Raw genomic sequence first — 18,282 nt, forward strand, 5'->3', positions numbered from 1 at the left:
CAGGGATGGAACATCTGAAGCTGCAAGGCGAGGTCCTGGCCACGGGACTCGAATTCCCCGAAGGCCCCGTCGCGATGCCGGACGGCAGCGTGCTGGTGGTGGAGATCGCCGCGGGGCGCCTTACGCGGGTGCTGCCCGATGGCGAGCTGCGCCAGGTCGCGGACCTGGGCGGCGGCCCGAACGGCGCGGCGCTGGGCCCCGACGGGCACGTCTACGTGTGCAACAACGGCGGCTTCAGCTGGCGCACCGATGACGGCTTCACCCGGCCGACCGGCCCGGCGGCCGGCTATGCGGGCGGCAGCATCCAGCGGGTGGACCTGGCGACCGGCGCCGTGCAGACCCTTTACACCCAGTGCGACGGCGTGCCCCTGCACGGCCCCAACGACATCGTCTTCGATGCGCACGGGGGCTTCTGGTTCACCGACTTCGGCAAGACCTTCGAAGACCGCATCCTGCGCGGCGCCGTGTACTACGCCCGCACCGACGGCAGCTTCATCCGCCGCGCCGCGCACCCAGTGCTGACGCCGAACGGCGTGGGCCTGTCGCCGGACGGCAGCGTGCTGTACGTGACCGAGACCGAGACCAGCCGGCTGTGGTCGTACCCGGTCCTGGACGCGGGCGGCGAACCCGGGCAACTGGGCTCGGAGCCCTGGCCGTCGCCCAACGGCGGGCGGCTGGTGCATGGGCTGCCGGGCTTTCAGCGCTTCGATTCCCTGGCGCTCGAAGAGGGCGGCAACATCTGCGTGGCGACGCTGGTGCGCGGCGGCATCAGCGTGTTCTCGCCGGGCGGCGAGCTGCTGGAATTCCACGAGGCGCCCGAGGGCTACTGCACCAACATCTGCTTCGGCGGCGCGGACCGCCGCAGCGCCTACATCACCCTGTCGGGCCGCGGCCAGCTGTACGCCGCGCGCTGGCCTCGCGCCGGCCTGGCGCTCAACGGCTGACCGTCATGATCCATCACGCAAAGGAATCCCCGATGAAGGCTGTTATCGCTACCGGCCGGCGCGCGGCCCTGGCCGCCATGCTGGGCGCGGCCGCGCTTTGCGTCCTGCCCGGGCCCGCCGCCGCGCAGGGCTGGCCCGACAAGCCCATCCGCATCATCGTGCCGTACGCGGCGGGACAGGGCGCGGACGTGCTGGCGCGGCTGGTGTTCCAGGAACTGGGCAAGCGCCTGAACCAGCCCATCGTCATCGAGAACCGCGCCGGCGCCGGCGGCAACATCGGCTCCGCCGCGGCGGCGCGCGCACCCGCCGACGGCTACACCTTCCTGTTCGGCACCAACGCCACGAATGCGGCCAACGAGTTCCTGTATTCCAACCCGGGCTATGACGCCGCCGCCGACTTCGCGGGCGTGGCCATGATCGGGCTGCTGCCGATGGTGATCTGCACGTCGGACGCGGACCTGCCCGCCAACGGCGTGCCGGCGCTGATCGAGCGCGCCCGCGCCAAGCCCAACGCCCTGAACGTGGGCCTGCCCAGCACCACCGCGCAGGTCGTGTTCGCGGAATTCGTGAAGTCCGCGCAGGCGCCGCTGTTCGCGGTCAAGTACAAGGCGTCCGGGCAATCGCTGACGGACACGATGGGCGGACAGATTCCGCTGGCGATCGACACGGTCACCGCCGCCAGGCCGCACCTGGCCAGCGGCAAGCTGCGCGCGGTGGCCATCACGTCGCTCAAGGCCAGCGACATGCTGCCGGGCGTCAAGTCCGTGTCGGAGCAGGGCGTGCAGGGCTTCGACGTGGTGGCCTGGGACGCGCTGTTCGCCCCGCGCGGCACGCCGCCCAGGATCGTCCAGGAATTCGGCGAGCACATCCGGCAGGTGCTGGAGCAGCCGGAGATGCGCCGCAAGATGCTGGACATCGGCGTCGAACCCCTGGTGATGCCGCCCGCGCAACTGGATGCCTTCGTCAAGGACGAGCGCCAGAAGTGGGGCGACATCATCAAGGCGGCAGGCATCCGCATCGAATAGGCAATCAGGCAGGTGCGCTCCAACGCGCGCTTTTTTTTCGGTTCTTAAAGAATGCATTCTGCATTCATGTTGAAAGTCGAGGAGCATCAAAGTGAGCAACGTCATGAGTCTTCCCCAAGCCGATGTCGGTAACGCGCCCGCCGAGGGCCGCATCACGGACGAGGCCGTCGCGGCCGCCCGCGCAATGATCGGCCTGCATCTGCGGCCCGAGGGACCGTATCTGCAGGACGCCACCGCGGACACCCTGCGCAACTGGTGCAACGGCATCGGCGACCTGAACCCGCTGTACCGCGATCCGGGCTACGCCGCGGGCACGCGTTACGGCACGCTGCTCGGCCATCCCATGTTCCCCATGGCGTTCGGCTGGCTGGGCCGCACCCGCTGGGGCCTGCCGGGCGTCCACGGCTTCTACGCCGGCAACGACTGGGAGCTGTTCCGCCACGTGCGCCCCGGCGACCGCATCACCGCGATCGAGCGCGTGGTGGGCGTCGAAGAAAAGGAAAGCAAGTTTTCGGGCCGGCTGGTGCTGCAGTACGTGGAAGCCAGCTACTACAACCAGCGCGGCGAACTGGTCGCGCGCGCCCTGGGCACTTGCACCCGCCACGAGCGCAAGGCCGCGCGCGACACCGGCAAGTACAAGGAAATCGTCCAGCACGAATACAGCGATCAGGAACGCGACCGCATCGACGAGATGGTGCTGGACGAGCCCAAGAACATCCGCGGCGCCAACGTGCGCTACTGGGAGGAAGTGCAGGAAGGCGAGGAGCTGCCGACGATCGCGCGCGGTCCGCTGTCGCTGATGGACACGATGGGCTTCCTGGTGGGCTGCGGCCGCGGCCACACCCACGGCGTGGTGCTGCAGGCAGCCGTCAAGCATCCGGGCCACTTCTTCCGCAACCCGGAAGCGGGCGGCGGCGTGGAATACACCGGCATCGGCCATCACCGCGAATCGGTGGCCAAGGAAGTCGGCGTGCCCGGCACCTATGACTACGGTCCGCAGCGCTCGTCGTGGATGTGCTCGCTGGTCACCAACTGGATGGGCGACGCCGGCGTGATCAAGCGCGTGCGCACGGAAATGCGCCGCTTCAACATCATGGGCGACACGACGTTCTGCAAGGGCAAGGTGGTGCGCAAGTACGTCAAGGACAACACCGGCCTGGTGGACATCGAACTGGCGGCCGAGAACCAGCGCGGCGAACTCACCACGCCGGGGATCGCCACGGTGGCGCTGCCGTCGCGCGACGTGCGGCTGCCGGCCTTCCTGGACGGTTCGGGCGTCGACCTTGAACTGCCCGTGACCCGCTGATCCGGCCCGCGGCCGCAACCTTTCGAGACAGCCCTATGCAGTCCAACGAAACGCCACAACCCGGCTCGCTGCCGTTGTCCGGATGCCGCGTGCTGGAGCGGTCGAACACGGTGGCGGCCGCCTATGCCGGACGGATGCTTGCCGCCCTGGGCGCGCAGGTCGTGATGCTGGAACCGCCCGGCGGTTCGCGGCTGCGGCAGGCGCCGCCCATGACCGACGACGGCGACAGCGCGCTGTTTGCGTACCTGGCCGTCGGCAAGCGCAGCCTGGCGGCGGACCTGTCGTCGCCGTCCGGCCAGGCACTGCTTGCCCGCGAACTGGCGGCGGCCGACATCCTGATCGACGACACGCCGGTGCGCGAACGCGAGGCGCTGGGCCTGGCGCCGCAGGACATCGGCCGGCGTTTTCCGGACCTGGTCCACGTCAGCGTCCTGCCGTTCGGCGCCGCAGGCCCGAAATCCGACTGGGATGGCGAAGAGGTCAACCTGCTGCATGCCGGCGGGGAAGGCTTCCTGCTTCCCAACGGCCTGTCGCATGAGCTGTTCCCGGACAGGCCGCCCCTGAAGATCTACGGCCACTTCGGTGGCTACCAGGGCGGGGCGATGGCCGCCTTCTGCGCGCTGTCGGCGTGGTGGGCCGTGCCCGCGGGCGGTGGGCAGTACGTCGACGTCTCGGTGCAGGACGCCGTGCTGTCGGTGGGCGCCTTCGCCTTGCAGCGGCTCGGCGACGGGTCGCTGGAGCATCGCACCAGCCGGCGCTTCCGGTACGGCGGCGTGTTCGAGGCCCAGGATGGCTTCATCGAACTGCTCACGCTGGAAGACCGGCAGTGGGCTTCGCTGGTGCAATTGCTGGGCCGCCCCGCCTGGACGGCCGATCCCGGGCTGCGCGACCCGCTGGAGCGCAGCCGCCGCGGCGACGAGATCAATGGCCACATCCGCGAATGGATGGCGCGGCATCCGGTCGAGGACATCGTGCGCCGCGCGCAGGAACTGGGCGTGCCGGCGGCCAAGTACCGGCTGCCGGCCGAAGTGGTGAACGGCGAACAGGAGCGCGCGCGCGGCCTGTTCGCGCCGGCCGAGCTGGCCAGCGGCCAGGAGGCCGGCATCCTGGTCGCGCCGTTTCAATTCCGTTGCACGCCCTTGCCCAGGAAGGGACGCGTCCCGGCCCTGGACGAGATGGCGCAGGAGGCATCCGCATGACGAAGTCAGACAACACCCGCGCGGCCCCATCCCGCGCGCTCCGGGCGCCGCTTGCCGGCGTGCGCATCGCCGACTTCACGATCCACGCGGCCGGCCCGTTCTGCACGCACCTGCTGTCGCAGCTTGGCGCCGAGTGCATCAAGATCGAAAGCCTGACGCGGCCGGACGCCTTCCGCAAGCCGCATGCCGTCTATGGCCGCATGTCCGCGGCCACGTTCGACCAGGTGTCGGCCAACAAGCTGTCGGTGCGCCTGAACCTGAAGCAGCCCGAGGCGGTGGCGCTGGCCAGGCGGATCGTCGCCCTGTCGGACGTCGCGGCCGAAAGCTTCCGCCCCGGCGTCATGAAGCGTTTGGGGCTGAGCTTCGACGACCTGCGCGAGGTCAAGCCGGACCTGGTGCTGCTGTCCCTGTCGTCCTGCGGCCAGAGCGGGCCGGATTCGCACTTTGCCGGCTATGCGCCGCTGTTCGGCGCGTGGGGCGGCCTGGGCGGGATGAGCGGCTACAGCGACGGCCCGCCCGTCGAGATGCGCCATGTCATGGACCACGCCGCGGGCGCGCACGCCGCGCTCGCCACCATGGCCGCGCTGCACCAGCGGCGGCGCACGGGCCAGGCGCAGCACGTGGACCTGGCCGCGCGCGAGGTGGCTTCCGCCATGATCGGCGACGCCCTGGTCCTGGCCAGCCTGGGCATCGTCCCCGAGCGCCCCGGCAACGCCGACCCGGCGATGTCGCCGCACGGCGTCTATCCCACCGCGCAGCCCGACCGCTGGCTGACCCTGGCGGTCCGGACCGACGCGCAGTGGCAGGCGCTGGCGCGCGTGCTGGGCCAGGACGTCGCCGACGACCGGTACGCGGGGGCCGCGGCGCGGCTCGCGCATCGGGCGGACGTGGACCGCCTGGTCACGCAATGGCTGGCGTCCTGCGACGCCGAATCCACCGCGGAACGACTGCAGCAGGCCGGCGTGTGCGCGCATGTGTCGTGGACCATGCAGGACATTGCGTCGGATCCGCATTTGCGGGCGCGCGGCGCCCTGACCACCGTCGAGGCGCCGGGCATTCCGGCCCGCCTGGCGGTGGGCGCGCCGGCCCGGTTCAGCGGGTCGGACCAGATCGGAATCCGGCGCTTGACGCCCGCGCTGGGCCAGGATGAGGATTATGTCTTCGGCGAGCTGCTGGGCCTGGACTCGGCCCAGCGCGCGGACCTGGAAGCGCGCGAGGTGATCCTGTAGATGCGCAGGCAGCGCGCCGGCCGGCAAGCCCCCATTCCCGACATCGCCCAGATGTCTCTCCAACCCCAAAAAAATCAAGGAATGTTCCGATGAAAGACGCCATCTACCTGGTCCTGGACATGGAAAACGACCTGGTCCACGCTGACGGACCCAACGGCCGCGCCGCCTACGGTGAGCAGGTGCGCAGCCGCGGCATCCTGGCAAACACGCGGCGCGCCGTGGACAAGGCGCGCGCCGCCGGCCTGCACATCGGCTTCGTGCGGGTGGGCTTTTCGCCCGACTACCGCGAATGCCCGCCCAATTCGCCCATTTTCTCGGGCGCGCGCAAGAACGGCATCTTCAAGCTGGGCGAATGGGGCACCGAAGTGCACCCCGACCTGGGGCAGCAGCCCGGCGATTTCGACATCGTCAAGCACCGCGTCAGCCCTTTCTACAGCACCAGCCTGGAGGCCATTCTGCGCGCCCATGGCATCAAGCGGATCTACTGCTCCGGCATTTCCACCAACGCCGTGGTGCAGGCCACCGTGCGCGAAGGCCACGACCGCGACTACGAGATGGTGGTGCTGGAAGACTGCTGCTGCGGGCTGACCACGGAAGAACACGATAACGCGATCAAGGGCCTGCAGCGCTTCTGCCGGATTACCAACGCATCCGACGTCGTCTTCGAGTGAGCCGCCCGTGAACCGACCTGCCCGCAGCCTGCTGTTCGTTCCGGGAGACCGCCCCGAACGCTACGACCGCGCCCTTGCCAGCGGCGCGCACGAGGTCATCGTCGACCTGGAGGACGCCGTCGCGCCCGACGCCAAGGAACAGGCCCGCGCCCACGCGCTGGACTGGCTGGTCGCGGGCCGCCGCGCCTACGTGCGCATCAACCCCGCCGACACCCCCTGGCACGAGGAAGACCTGGCGGCGCTGCGCAAAGCCCCCGCGGCGGGCGTCATGCTTCCCAAGTCGGACACCGCCTCGCTCGCCCGGATCTTGCGCGCCTTGCCGGGGCGGCGGGTGATCGCGCTGCTGGAAACCGTGAACGGCTACATGGACCTGCAGGCGCTTGCCCGGCAGCCGGGCCTGGAGCGCATTGCCTTCGGCAGCGTGGACTTCGCCATGGACAGCGGCATCGCGGACGAGGGCGACGCGATGACTTCCGTACGAACGGGCATCGTGCTGGCGTCCCGCCACGCGGGCCTGGCTGCGCCCGTCGACGGCGTCAGCCTGGAGTTCACCGACCCTGTCCGGATGCGCGCCGACGCCGTCCGCTCCCGGCAGCTCGGGTTCGGCGGCAAGCTGTGCATCCATCCGCGGCAGGTCGAGCCCGTCAACGCCGCCTGGCTGCCGACCGACGCCGAGCGCGACTGGGCGCGGCGGGTGCTGGCCGCCTTCGAGGCCAGCGGAGGCGGAGCCACCGCCGTGGACGGGAAAATGATCGACAAGCCGGTTGTCGAACAGGCGCGGCGCATCGCCGCGGAATCCCCGGATGCGGCCATGGCTTAGCGGTTAGAATCAGGCCCACAGGGGCTTCGCGGCCTGCAAGCAGGTTTTTCCGGTTCGTCCGGGCCACTCAGGCTTACTAGATGGAATACCGAACAAAAGAGGAACAGGTTGCCGACTATCTGCGCGAGCGCATCATCTCGGGCGTCTTTCCCCGTGGCTCGCGCCTGAAGCAGGCCGAAATCGCCGAACAGCTGCGCCTGAGCATCACCCCCGTGCGCGAGGCCCTGAAGCTGCTCGAAGCCGAAGGCTACATCAGCGGGGATTCGTACCGGGGCGCGCGGGTCGTGCCGTTCGACGCGGGCGCGTCGGCCGAAATCCTGCAGCTGCGCCTGCTGCTCGAGTCGCAGCTCGTTCGCGCCGCGATCGAACGCATCACCACGCAAGACATCACTGAACTGCGCGTCCTGGCCGACGACTTCGCCAAATCCTTTGAAAGCGGCGACCGCGCCACCGCGCGCGGCATCAACTACCGCTTCCATCGCCAGCTCTACGACATCGCTCAACTGCCCCAGACCCTGCATTTCGTGCAGATCCTGTGGGCGCGCTATCCGTTCGACCTGATCAACTCGGCCTCGGGCCGCGGCGAAGACGCCGTGCGCGAACACGAAGAGATCCTGCAGGCCTTCGCCTCCGGCGACGCCTCCGCGGCCATGCTGGCCATGCGCAAGCACATCGAGTCCGGCTGGACGGTGCTGAAGTCGCTGAGCGAGTCGCAGGCGGAGTAGGGACGCCTGCCAGCGGACGCTTGCGGTAGGCGGTCAGCGGGCGCTATTCGCCGATGACGGACGACTTGCCGCGCACATTCACCGGCGATCCAGGCTCCGCCGAGAATTCCACTTCGATCCGGCAGGGCTGTCCCATGTCCACGCCCTGCATGATGACGATTTCACCGTGCGTCAGGCGGCCCACATCGCGGAGCATCCCGGCGAACGCCGCCGCGGCCGCGCCGGTCGCGGGATCTTCCAGGACGCCGCCGATGGCGAAGGCGTTGCGTGCGTGGAACAGGGTTTCGCTCTCGCAGAACACGAATGCGACCGTTCCGATGCGATGGGCCTGCATGAAACGCCGCCCCTGGTCCAGGTCGTAGTTCATGCGCGCCAGTGCCGCGCGTGTCCGGAGCGGGATGATCAGGTGGTTGAGTCCCGCGTTGGCCACGCACGGCGCAAGAGTAGGATCAAGGTCGTCTGTCGGGTAGCCGAAGAGTTCAAGGGCTTCAGCCAACAGCTCGGGGCTGGCGACTGCGCTGCACGTCGGCGGCGAACGAAGCACGCTTACCCACCCGCCATCCTGGTTCTCGGCCGAGACGTCGATCTGGTCGTTCGCCAGGGACAGCGGATACCGGGCCGGGCCGAACGTCTGCCCCAGCACCGCGCCCAGCGCGATGGTGGCGTGGCCGCAAAAGGCGACTTCCGCTTCAGGCGAGTAATACCGGGTGCGCCATGATCCATCGCCGTTGGGACAAGAGAAGACGGTCTCCGAATAGCCGACCTGGGCCGCCACCCGTTGCATTTCTTCGGGCGAGGGGAGCTGATCCGCAAGAACGACGCCGGCCGGGTTTCCGCCCTGACCCGCGTTGGTGAATGCCGCGATCCGGTGAATGTGCATGAGGAGTTCTCTCTTGTCCTGATGTAGAGGGTGAGTGTAGGGAGGTAGGATAAGGCACTGCGTTGATTCGCCGCACGGCCTGCATTTACCACCCGGTCAAAACCGCTCCAGCAACGGATGCGCAAACGGCGACGCCCGCAGCGTCGACTTTGCGCTCTGCAGCAGCTCTTGCACCAGCTCGTCCTTGCCCCGCGCCGACGACAGCACCATCCCGACCTCGCGGTAAATCGTGTCGTCGCCCAACCCGATGGCGCGCAATTTATTCTGGTGCTGGGACAGATCCTTGACCGGAATCAGCGAGGCCCCGATGCCGCAGGCGACCATTTCAAGAATGGCATCCACGTCCTGGGACTCGACCTGGCATCGGGGGCTGATCCTGTGATTCTGCAGAAAGCGGTCGACCATGCGGCCGCCAAATGACGCGCTGTCATAGCGGATGAAGGGCAAGGACGTCAGCACTTCGCGCCAGTCATCGCTTGTCGCTTCCGCCGGGCACAGCACCGTGAAGGGCTCCCGGAGCAGGGGCACGAATGTCAGCTCTGCGGGCAGCGCAAAAAAGGGCTTCACGACCATGGCCGCGTCGAGCTGGCCCTGGTCGACGGCGGTCAGCAGCGGCAGCGAGCCGCCCAGTTCCAGGTGGGTGCTCAGGTCGGGATGCCGCTGGATCAGTCCCTTGATCATCGCGGGCAAGTAGCGGCGCTGCATGCTCTGTATGGCGCCCAGGCGCAGGTGGCCGCGCAGCTTGGGCCGCTGCGTCACCTCGCGCAGTTCGTCGCACAGATGCAGGATGTGCTCCGCGCGCGACACGATGTCCACGCCCGCCGCATTCAGGCGCACGTGGCGACCGGCCCGGTCAAGCAGCTCCACCTTCAATGACTCTTCCAGGCGCTGGATCTGCGCGCTGGCAGCCGCCTGCGTCAGGCCGATATGTCGGGCGGCGGCGGTGATGGTGCCGTGCTGCGCAACGGCAATGAGGGTGCGGAGTTCCTTGATCATCGCTTACAAATAAAATTTGTGGATATCATAAAAAAATACAGTTTTTCAATCCATAAATCTATAAATATTATGACCCTCAAGTGCTTGATCGTGCTTCACGGCCAGGCGCTTCCACAGTCACCAGCCTCGATACAGGGGCGGGACCGTGGGCATGCCATCTGCATGTAGCGATTCATAAAACAAGGGGTTGAAAATGTTTCGTAAGCAGCGATACGAGGGGCGCGCTCGCGCCTATCGAACGCCGGCGAGGCTATTGCCGGCGCTATTTACCGCCACCCTGGCGTTTGCGGCCCATGGCCAGGCGGTTGAAGAACCTTATCCCACCCGTCCCATCACCATTGTGGTGCCGTTCCCCGCCGCCGGCGGCACCGATCTGACCGCGCGCTTGTTTGCCCAGGCGCTGGAGCGGCAGGGTGGCCAGCCCGTCACGGTGTTGAACCGCCCGGGGGCGGGCGGCGAGGTGGGCATGGCGCAGTTGGCGCGCGCCCAGGCCGATGGCTACACACTGGGCCTGTTGAACACGCCGAATCTGCTCAGCATCCCGATCGAGCGCAAGGCGCAATTCGCGCTGTCTTCGTTTGAACCCGTGGCGAGCCTGGTCGACGACCCGGCCACGCTCAGCGTCCATGCGACTTCGACGATCCGCTCGATTGCAGACCTGGTGCGCGAGGCGCGGGCCAAGCCCGAGTCGGTGAAGTACGGCACCGCCGGCGTAGGCTCGGCCGGCCACCTTTCGGTGCTATTGCTGGAAAAGAGCGCCGGCATCCGCCTGCTGCATGTGCCCTACAAGGGCACTTCCGACGTGCGCACGGCGCTGCTGGGCGGGCAGGTCGATGTGGCGGCCGTCAATCTGGGCGAGGCCCTTGCGTTTGCCGAGGGCAGCCCGTGGCGCACGCTGGGCGTGATGAGCCAGGCGCGATCCAGCTTCGCGCCGGATCTGCCGACCTTCGCCGAAAGCGGCTATTCGCTGACGTCGGGCTCCTTGCGCGGTATCGGGGCGCCTGCCGGCCTACCGCCCGCGCGCGGCGAACAGATGCGCAAACTGGTGCTGGCCGCGGCCGGGGACCCGAAGTTCAAGATGGCCGCGAAACAGGCCAATCAGGAACTCAAGGTGCTCGCGGACGCGAGCTATGCCGAGACGCTGCTGGCCCAGCAGGACCAGCTCAAGCAACTCTGGGCCGCCTCGCCCTGGAACCAGTAAGGAGCCTCCCATGAGAACCGCCATCGCATGCCTGCTGGCTTCTGCCTGCACCAGCGCTTTCGCCGCCTGGCCTGAGCAACCCATCAACCTGGTGGTGCCGTTCCCGGCTGGCGCCGGCACCGACCTCACTGCGCGCACCATCGCGGCGTGCATGCAGACCAAGATCGAAGGCGCACGCTTCGTCGTGCTGAACAAGCCCGGCGCCTCGGGCGACATCGCCCTGAATTTCCTGGCGCATGCCGAGCCCAACGGCTACACCATCGGCATAGTCAACACGCCCGGCATCGTCAGCCTGCCGATCGAGCGCAAGCGCAACTACACGCTGGAGAGCTTTGATTTCATCGCGAACCTGGTGGAAGACCCCGGCACGATCAGCGTGCATGCGGACAGCCCGATCCACAGCGTCGACGACCTGGTCGCCGCCGCCAAAAAGAGTCCCGGCAGCATTACGGTGGGCACCCAGGGCGTGGGCTCGGCAGGTCATATCTCGGCGTTGCTGATCGAGCAGGCGGCGGGCATCAAGATGACGCCGGTGCCGTTCCAGGGCGCCTCGCCCGCCAGCGTGGCGCTGCTGGGCAAGGTGATCGACAGCAGCATGGCCAACATGGGCGAGGCCGTGACCTTCGCGCGGGGAAATCCGTGGCGCATCGTGGGCGTGATGAGCGACAGCCGCTCGCCCGATGCGCCGGACGTCCCCACCTTCAAGGAGGCGGGCTACGAGGTGTACTCGGGCTCGATGCGCGGGCTGGCCGCGCCGCGCGGATTGCCGGCGCCGGTGATGAAGGTGCTTGCCGACGCGGTCGAACAATGCAACCAGGACGCTTCCTATATCGAGCGCGCCAAGAGCAGCTTTCAACCGTTGCGGTATCTCAAGCATGACGAATACGTCGGCCGGCTGAAGGCGCTGGACACGCAGCTGCGCAAGCTGTGGCAGACGAATCCGTGGCTGCTGTGAGCCGCGATCCATTGAACCAAGGAGTCAGACCCGATGAGAACAGACCAGCACACCTATGACGACATCCGCGCCTACTTGCGCGAGCGCGATGCCGTCCTGATCCCGGTGGGCGCGGTGGAGCAATACGGCGCCCACCTGGCAACCGGCACCGAGCTGCGCATTTGCGAGGGCATCGCCACCGAGGCCGGCGAACGTGCCGGCCTGGCGGTCACGCCTATCGTGCCGGTGAACTACTCGGCGATGTTCCTGGACTATCCCGGCACGCTGTCGGTAGGCATGGGGACGCTGGAAGCCTATCTGCGCGAAATGTGCGACGCGCTGGCCGGCCAGGGGTTTCGCCATTTCTTCTTTATCAACATCCACGCCGGCTCGCTCGGCCCGATAGAAAGCGTTTGCCGCCACCTGCGCCGCAACTACGGCGCGGTGGGCGGGCTGATCGACGTGTTCTCCATCATGCGGGACGTATCGGCAGGAAAGCTGTTGACCAAGAGCGCGCCCAGCGGCCATGCCTCGGAAATGGTGACGTCGGTGGCGCTGGCCAAGTATCCGGAGCTGGTATTCATGGACCGCGCAAAGGCCGCGGGCCCGCTGCGGGCGTTCACCGAAGGCGTGAACACGGTGTCCAGCGGCAAGGTCACCTTCGGCAAATCCAGCTTTGCGGTATTCAGCGACATCAGCGACTACGCGCCGATCGGCACGCAGGGCGACCCCAGCCAGGCCAGCGCCGAGGCGGGACACGCGATCTGGAACGACGCCGTGGCCTATCTCAGCGAGGCCGCATTGAAGTTCAGCGCCATGGCGTTCAAACCCGAGGGAGTACAGGCATGAGAGTGAATCCGATCAAAACCCTATGGCAGCAGAAGAAGCCGGTGTTCGGCACCTGGGCCACGATGGTCCGTCACCCCCGTTTCATGAAGCTGCTGGCCGTGTCGGGGCTGGATTTCGTGTTGATCGAGATGGAGCACAGCGATTTTTCCATCAGCGAAGTCGCCACGATGTGCCTGGTGGCGCGCGAGGCGGGCCTGGTGCCCATCGTGCGGCCGGCCGGCTCCGATTCGCACGACTACACGCGGCCGCTGGACGCGGGCGCCATGGGCCTGCTGCTGCCCAATATCGAAACGCCGGAGCAGCTCGAGCAGATCCTGGGGTACACGAAGTATGGTCCGCGTGGCCAGCGCATCCTGAACATGCGCGGCCCGCACACCGATTACGTCAAGCTTTCCTCGCCGTTGGAACAGACGGCTGTGATGAACGACAACACGCTGACCGTGGCCATGACCGAAACCCAGGTCGGCCTGAACAACCTGGAGCGCATCTGCGCCGTGGCCGGGCTGGACGCCGTGATGATCGGCCCCGACGACCTGACCCAGGACCTTGGCATTCCCGGCGAGATGCAGCATCCGCGCTACCTTGAAGCGGTCGAGCACGTCATCGCCACGTGCACCCGGCAGGGGATCCCATGGGGATTCAGCTGCCAGGACCTGGCCGCCGGCGAGAAATGGATCGGGCGCGGCATTGGCTGGATGCCGTTCAGCAATGACGTCAACAGTCTGTTCAACACATTCAGCCAGGCCGCCTCGGGGCTCAAGCGCCTGGCCAACCGGCAGGAGGCCGCATGATGAAAGTCGACACCCTCATGAAGACGACGGCGCGTTATCGCCCCTATGGCTGGCGCGCCAAGATCGGCCTGATCGTGCCGTCGACCAACACGATCAACGAGCCCGAGTTTTATCGCATGGCGCCGCAAGGGGTCACGATCCACTCCGGCCGGGCCATCAACGCCGGCCCGGCCACCCAGGAAAACTACGACAAGATGGCGCGCGGCGTGATGGAAGCGGCCGACCTGATCAAGACCGCGGAGGTCGATGTGGTGGCCTATGGCTGCACGTCGGGTTCCATCGTGTGCTCGCTGGATGAATTGTGCGACGGCATGAGCGAGCGTGTCGGCGCGCCTGCGGTCGCCACGGCCGGCGCGGTGGTGGCCGCCCTGCGCGCGCTCGGCGCAAAGAAGGTGGCGGTGGGCACGCCCTATATCGATTTCGTGAATGTGCGCGAGCGCGAGTTCCTGGAGCAATATGGCTTCGACGTGGTGTCCATCGAGGGACTGGACCTCGGCCACACCCAGGAAGAGCGGCGCGACATCGGCCGCGTGCCGCCGCAGGCCGCGTATCAGCTGGCGCGCGACGTCGATCGCCCGGACGCCGATGCCATCTTCCTGTCCTGCACCAATCTGGCCACCATCGACATGATCCAGCGGCTTGAGGATGAACTGGGCAAGCCGGTGGTCACCAGCAACCAGGCCACCTTCTGGGCGTGCCTGCGCCTGCTCAAGCTCAACGACAGCGTGCCCGGCTATGGCCGGCTCCTGAGCGAGCAATTGGCCCCCATCACGCGCGCCGACTACGCGCTGAGGTAATAACACCATGCCGATAAGCCCGGACCCCGACCTGGACCTTGCCCGACGCCTGCTGGATACCCTGCGCGATGGAACGGCCGATGGCCGTGGCGTGACGCGCGACGCCTACGGGGCGGGCGAGCAGTACGCCCACGACCTCGTGCGCGCCGAGGCGCTGCGGCTTGGCCTGGAGGCGCGCGTCGACGGCAGCGGAAATCTGTACGTGACGCTGCCGGGCAAGGACCGCACCCTTCCTGTACGCATGACGGGCTCCCATCTGGACTCGGTGCCGGTGGGCGGCAACTTCGATGGCGCCGCGGGTGTCATCGCGGGGCTGGCGGTGCTGGCCGGGTGGAAGGCGCAGGGCTACACCCCGGCGGCGGACGTGACGGTCATGGGCATCCGGGCGGAAGAAAGCACCTGGTTCCCCTATTCGTATCTGGGCAGCAAGGCCGCCTTCGGCCTCGTCGAGCCCGATGTCCTGGATCTGTGCCGGGCCGATACCGGCCGCCGCCTGCGCGACCACGTTCGCGATATTGGCCTGGATCCCGATGGCTACGGCGTGGCCGCGCTCGATCCGGCGCGGATCGGCCGATTCGTCGAACTGCACATCGAACAGGGACCGACGCTGGTCGAGGCGGACTTGCCCGTGGGCATCGTGACCGGCATCCGCGGCAGCTTTCGCTATCGGAACATGCGGTGGATCGGCCGGTATGCCCATTCTGGCGCCGTCGGCCGCAAGAGCCGCAGCGACGCGGTGCGGGCGGCTGCCAGATGGATGACGGCGATCGATGACGCCTGGGAGACGCTTGAAGCCCAGGGTGCCGATCTGGTCGTGACCGTGGGCCAGGTGGCCACCAACGTGCGTGAACATGCATTCAGCAAGGTGGCGGGCGAGCTGGATTGCTGCATCGATGTGCGCAGCCAGAGCGTCGACGTGCTGCGCGACTATGACCGTATCATTCGCGACTGCGCCGCCGCGGCGGCGCTGCTGACCGCCACGCAGGTGCAGTTCGGTCCGCAAACGGGGTCCAGGCCCGCGATGATGGACGCTGAGCTGGTGGCGCAGTTGTGCGGCTTCTCGGACGAACGCGGAGTACCGGCCATGAAGATGGCCAGCGGCGCGGGCCACGACGCCGCGATTTTCGCGCAGCAGGGGGTGCGTTCGGCGATGATTTTCGTGCGTAACGAACATGGGTCGCACAACCCGGATGAAGCCATGAGGCTTGACGACTTTGGGCTGGGAGCGCGTCTCCTGGCAGATATCCTGGCGGCGCAATAGCCAGATCATCATTCCATGAGGAGTGCAGTATGAAGTGTTTGATTGTTCAGCCGATCCACCAGCAGGGGATCGAACTGCTGCAGCGGGCCGGCATCGCGTGCGTGACGCCGGCGTCCGCCTCGATGGCGGATGTGGCGAAGGCCATCGGCGATTGCGATGCTGTCATTACGCGCAACGCGGGACTGGACGGGGCGGCCATTGCGGCAGGCGCCCGCCTGCGCATCATCGGCAGCCACGGCGCCGGCACGAATATGGTGGACGTGGCGGCGGCGACCGCCGCCGGGATTCCTGTCGTCAATACCCCCGGCGCCAACGCGCGCTCGGTGGCCGAACTGGTGATCTCGATGGCCCTGGCGCTGCTCAAGCGCACGATCGCGCTGGACGCGGCGGTCAGGGCGGGCAACTGGAACGCCCGCTACGAACCCGGCCTGCGCGAACTGGCTGGCGCGACATTGGGTGTGGTTGGGTTCGGGCAGATCGGTCGTTCTGTCGCCGAGATCGCGCACAAGGGCTTCGGCATGCAGGTGCGCGTCTATTCCCCGTCGGTGCCGGCGGCAGAGATCGAGCAGGCCGGATTCAAGGCCGACCAGGATCTGGCCGACCTCCTGCGCAATGCCGACATCGTGTCGCTGCATCGCCCGGGCAATCCCGGGGCCGGTCCCTTGATCGACGCGGCCGCGCTGGACCGGATGAAGCCGGGCTCCTTGCTGATCAATACCGCTCGCGGCGGGCTGGTCGATGAGCGCGCCCTGGCAGAAGCGCTGAAAGCGGGCCGCCTGGGCGGAGCGGGCATCGACGTGTTCTCGACGGAGCCGCCGCCCGCGGACCATCCCCTTATCGGCTTGCCCAATGTGGTCCTGGCTCCGCACGCCGGCGGCAGCACGGAAGAGGCGTTGATCCGCACCGCGGTGGCGGTCGCGGAACAGGTGATCGATGCGTTGCGGGGAGAGCGGCCAGCGCATGTGGTGAACCCGGCCGTCTACGCCCATGCCATGACTTGATGAGCCTTCGGGACCCCGCGAAGGCAGGCAGGCGTGGGAGGGCAGCAAGGCGGCCTTTATAGACGAGTCGGCGTCTTGGTTGCTGCGTGGAAATGAGAATTGTTGTTATTATTCGCGTCTTCCCGATACCTGCCCGTCCCGAATGTCTGCATCGCTCAAGCGCAAGCAAGGCTGGCTCGCCCATTACCGCGAGTTGCTTGGCGCATGGCGCAACAAGAATTCGCCGGATGGCGAAGACGCCATTCAGGACGTGGCGGTGAAGCTGCTTGAACGTGGCATCGTGGATATCGAGGAACCGCGCTCCTATCTGGCGCGCGGCATATCCAACGGTGTCATCGACCAGCACCGGCGTCGGGCGATCATCCCGTTGCGTGCGCTCGATGAGCTTGCCGAGCGTGAGCACCCCACGGTGGCGGACGGACAGTCCGCTTACTACGCCAGTGAACTGTTGACGGCCCTGATGGCGGCGTTGCAGGAGTTGCCGCCCGCCTGTCAGCGCGTCTATCTGCAGCACCGGCTGGAAGGCTGGACCCATGCCGAGATCGCGGCGGATATGGGCATTTCGCGCAGTATGGTCGAAAAGCACATGATCCGGGCGCTGCAGCATATTGGCGAAAGGCTGAAGCATCATGCGCCGTCCGATTAAGATGGGTTCCCGATGAGCCTTCAAGACGATACCTCCGCCGAAGAACTGCGCGCCCGCGCGGCGCAGTGGTTTGCGCGTGTCCGGTCCGGGGAGGCCACGCATGCCGAGATCGACGCCTGTGCCGCGTGGCGCCGCTCGGATCCCCTGCACGATGAGGCGTACCGCAAGATCGAGCATCTGTGGCGGGCGACGCAACAGCTGCCGCAGCAAGAGCTGCGCGCGATGCTGGCCGCAAGCCGGGCCGCCACGGGGGGCGCGCCGACGCCGCGCCGACGGGCATTCGCGTGGGGGGCAGTCGCGTGCGCGCTGGTGGCCGGCGCGGCAGTGTCGGTGCCATTGCTGAGCGGCGAGGCGCCATCCTATCGCGCCGCCTTCGACACCCAGGCAGGTGAGCGGCGCGAGGTGACGCTGCCGGATGGATCGGTGATCAGCCTGAACGTGAATACGCGCCTGGAGGTGGCCTTTTTCGAAGGGCGACGCGATATCACGCTGACGACGGGTCAGGCCTTTTTCGCGGTTCAGCACGATGCCGAACGCAAGTTCGTCGTGCATGCGCCGGCGGTGACCGTAACCGTGACCGGCACGCGTTTCGATGTGCGCTCCGACGATTCCCGGGTGGCGGTGGAGTCCGGTTCGGTGCAGGTCCGCGCAGGCGCCTGGTGGAACCGGACCGAGCGGCAGCTCATCGCCGGGCAGGCGGTCGAGCGCGACGGGGCAGGGGACCTGACTGCCGCGACACCGGCTCAGATCGAAAACCTGTTGGCGTGGCGGCAAGGGAAAATCGTGTTCCGCAACGCGCCGCTGTCGCAGGTGGTGGCCGAGATGAACCGCTACCTCAAGCATCCGGCCAAGCTCGATGCCCCCAAGCTGCGCGACTATCGCGTCGCCGGCGTTTTCAATATCGATGACCCCCAGGCCATTCTGGCCACGCTGCCCGCCGTGGCGCCCGTGCAGGTGCGCGAACAAGCCGATGGCAGCGCCGTGATCCTGCCGCGCTGACAGGGGCA

At 67.5% G+C, this 18,282-nt stretch carries 19 protein-coding genes; 17 read left to right on the forward strand and 2 right to left on the reverse strand.

Annotated elements, in window-relative coordinates; genetic code table 11:
* Window positions 1–5: 5 nt before the first annotated feature.
* The 8 genes from ABE485_RS05495 to ABE485_RS05530 all read left to right on the forward strand — a co-directional run bounded on the left by ABE485_RS05495 (window position 6) and on the right by ABE485_RS05530 (window position 7,919).
* Window positions 6–944, forward strand: coding sequence for an SMP-30/gluconolactonase/LRE family protein (locus tag ABE485_RS05495; RefSeq protein ID WP_346514039.1), 939 nt, complete (start codon window positions 6–8; stop codon window positions 942–944).
* A gap of 32 nt (window positions 945–976) precedes the next feature.
* Window positions 977–1,969 (forward strand): Bug family tripartite tricarboxylate transporter substrate binding protein, encoded by a 993-nt coding sequence (locus tag ABE485_RS05500; RefSeq protein ID WP_346514041.1) that lies wholly within the window; start codon window positions 977–979, stop codon window positions 1,967–1,969.
* Between the two features lie 103 nt (window positions 1,970–2,072).
* Window positions 2,073–3,275, forward strand: coding sequence for an FAS1-like dehydratase domain-containing protein (locus ABE485_RS05505; protein WP_346514043.1), 1,203 nt, complete (start codon window positions 2,073–2,075; stop codon window positions 3,273–3,275).
* A gap of 35 nt (window positions 3,276–3,310) precedes the next feature.
* Entirely contained in the window at window positions 3,311–4,474 is a 1,164-nt protein-coding gene (locus ABE485_RS05510; RefSeq protein WP_346514044.1) for a CoA transferase, read from the forward strand.
* Window positions 4,471–5,703 (forward strand): CaiB/BaiF CoA transferase family protein, encoded by a 1,233-nt coding sequence (locus ABE485_RS05515; protein ID WP_346514046.1) that lies wholly within the window; start codon window positions 4,471–4,473, stop codon window positions 5,701–5,703. The genes ABE485_RS05510 and ABE485_RS05515 overlap by 4 nt, the downstream gene beginning before the upstream one ends.
* Window positions 5,704–5,792: 89 nt before the next feature.
* Window positions 5,793–6,374 (forward strand): cysteine hydrolase, encoded by a 582-nt coding sequence (locus ABE485_RS05520; protein ID WP_346514048.1) that lies wholly within the window; start codon window positions 5,793–5,795, stop codon window positions 6,372–6,374.
* Window positions 6,375–6,381: 7 nt separating this feature from the next.
* Window positions 6,382–7,194 (forward strand): HpcH/HpaI aldolase/citrate lyase family protein, encoded by an 813-nt coding sequence (locus ABE485_RS05525; RefSeq protein WP_346514050.1) that lies wholly within the window; start codon window positions 6,382–6,384, stop codon window positions 7,192–7,194.
* Window positions 7,195–7,274: 80 nt separating this feature from the next.
* Window positions 7,275–7,919 carry a GntR family transcriptional regulator gene (locus tag ABE485_RS05530; RefSeq protein ID WP_346514051.1) on the forward strand — a complete coding sequence of 215 codons (645 nt, stop codon included), beginning with the start codon at window positions 7,275–7,277 and terminating at the stop codon, window positions 7,917–7,919.
* A gap of 43 nt (window positions 7,920–7,962) precedes the next feature.
* On the opposite strand, the gene ABE485_RS05535 is transcribed toward ABE485_RS05530, so the two are convergent.
* Window positions 7,963–8,799: a PhzF family phenazine biosynthesis protein gene (locus ABE485_RS05535; RefSeq protein WP_346514052.1), complete on the reverse strand. Its 837-nt coding sequence runs from the start codon at window positions 8,797–8,799 to the stop codon at window positions 7,963–7,965.
* Between the two features lie 96 nt (window positions 8,800–8,895).
* The gene (locus ABE485_RS05540) at window positions 8,896–9,795 is read right to left on the reverse strand and encodes a LysR family transcriptional regulator (protein WP_346514053.1); all 900 of its coding nucleotides are present in this window, start codon (window positions 9,793–9,795) and stop codon (window positions 8,896–8,898) included.
* 253 nt (window positions 9,796–10,048) lie between these two features.
* Between ABE485_RS05540 and ABE485_RS05545 the strand changes: the two genes are divergently transcribed.
* From ABE485_RS05545 to ABE485_RS05585, 9 genes are all read left to right on the forward strand, one after another.
* A complete protein-coding gene (locus tag ABE485_RS05545) occupies window positions 10,049–10,996 on the forward strand; it encodes a tripartite tricarboxylate transporter substrate binding protein (RefSeq protein WP_346514054.1) in 948 nt (315 codons plus the stop codon).
* Between the two features lie 10 nt (window positions 10,997–11,006).
* Window positions 11,007–11,951 (forward strand): tripartite tricarboxylate transporter substrate binding protein, encoded by a 945-nt coding sequence (locus ABE485_RS05550; RefSeq protein WP_346514056.1) that lies wholly within the window; start codon window positions 11,007–11,009, stop codon window positions 11,949–11,951.
* Between the two features lie 33 nt (window positions 11,952–11,984).
* The gene (locus tag ABE485_RS05555; RefSeq protein WP_346514057.1) at window positions 11,985–12,779 is read left to right on the forward strand and encodes a creatininase family protein; all 795 of its coding nucleotides are present in this window, start codon (window positions 11,985–11,987) and stop codon (window positions 12,777–12,779) included.
* On the forward strand, window positions 12,776–13,570 hold the full coding sequence (locus tag ABE485_RS05560) for an HpcH/HpaI aldolase family protein (protein ID WP_346514059.1): 795 nt from the start codon (window positions 12,776–12,778) through the stop codon (window positions 13,568–13,570). Before ABE485_RS05555 ends, ABE485_RS05560 begins: the two co-directional genes overlap by 4 nt.
* The gene (locus ABE485_RS05565) at window positions 13,570–14,367 is read left to right on the forward strand and encodes a maleate cis-trans isomerase family protein (RefSeq protein ID WP_430795399.1); all 798 of its coding nucleotides are present in this window, start codon (window positions 13,570–13,572) and stop codon (window positions 14,365–14,367) included. Before ABE485_RS05560 ends, ABE485_RS05565 begins: the two co-directional genes overlap by 1 nt.
* Before the next feature lie 7 nt (window positions 14,368–14,374).
* Entirely contained in the window at window positions 14,375–15,628 is a 1,254-nt protein-coding gene (locus tag ABE485_RS05570) for a Zn-dependent hydrolase (protein WP_346514061.1), read from the forward strand.
* 29 nt (window positions 15,629–15,657) lie between these two features.
* Window positions 15,658–16,629 carry a hydroxyacid dehydrogenase gene (locus ABE485_RS05575; protein WP_346514063.1) on the forward strand — a complete coding sequence of 324 codons (972 nt, stop codon included), beginning with the start codon at window positions 15,658–15,660 and terminating at the stop codon, window positions 16,627–16,629.
* A gap of 142 nt (window positions 16,630–16,771) precedes the next feature.
* The gene (locus tag ABE485_RS05580; RefSeq protein ID WP_346514064.1) at window positions 16,772–17,275 is read left to right on the forward strand and encodes a sigma-70 family RNA polymerase sigma factor; all 504 of its coding nucleotides are present in this window, start codon (window positions 16,772–16,774) and stop codon (window positions 17,273–17,275) included.
* A 12-nt stretch (window positions 17,276–17,287) separates the two neighbouring features.
* Window positions 17,288–18,274, forward strand: coding sequence for a FecR family protein (locus ABE485_RS05585; protein ID WP_346514065.1), 987 nt, complete (start codon window positions 17,288–17,290; stop codon window positions 18,272–18,274).
* Window positions 18,275–18,282: the final 8 nt, after the last annotated feature.

Origin of the sequence: Achromobacter spanius (assembly GCF_039673305.1) — a bacterium.
Classification (GTDB): domain Bacteria; phylum Pseudomonadota; class Gammaproteobacteria; order Burkholderiales; family Burkholderiaceae_B; genus Achromobacter; species Achromobacter spanius_F.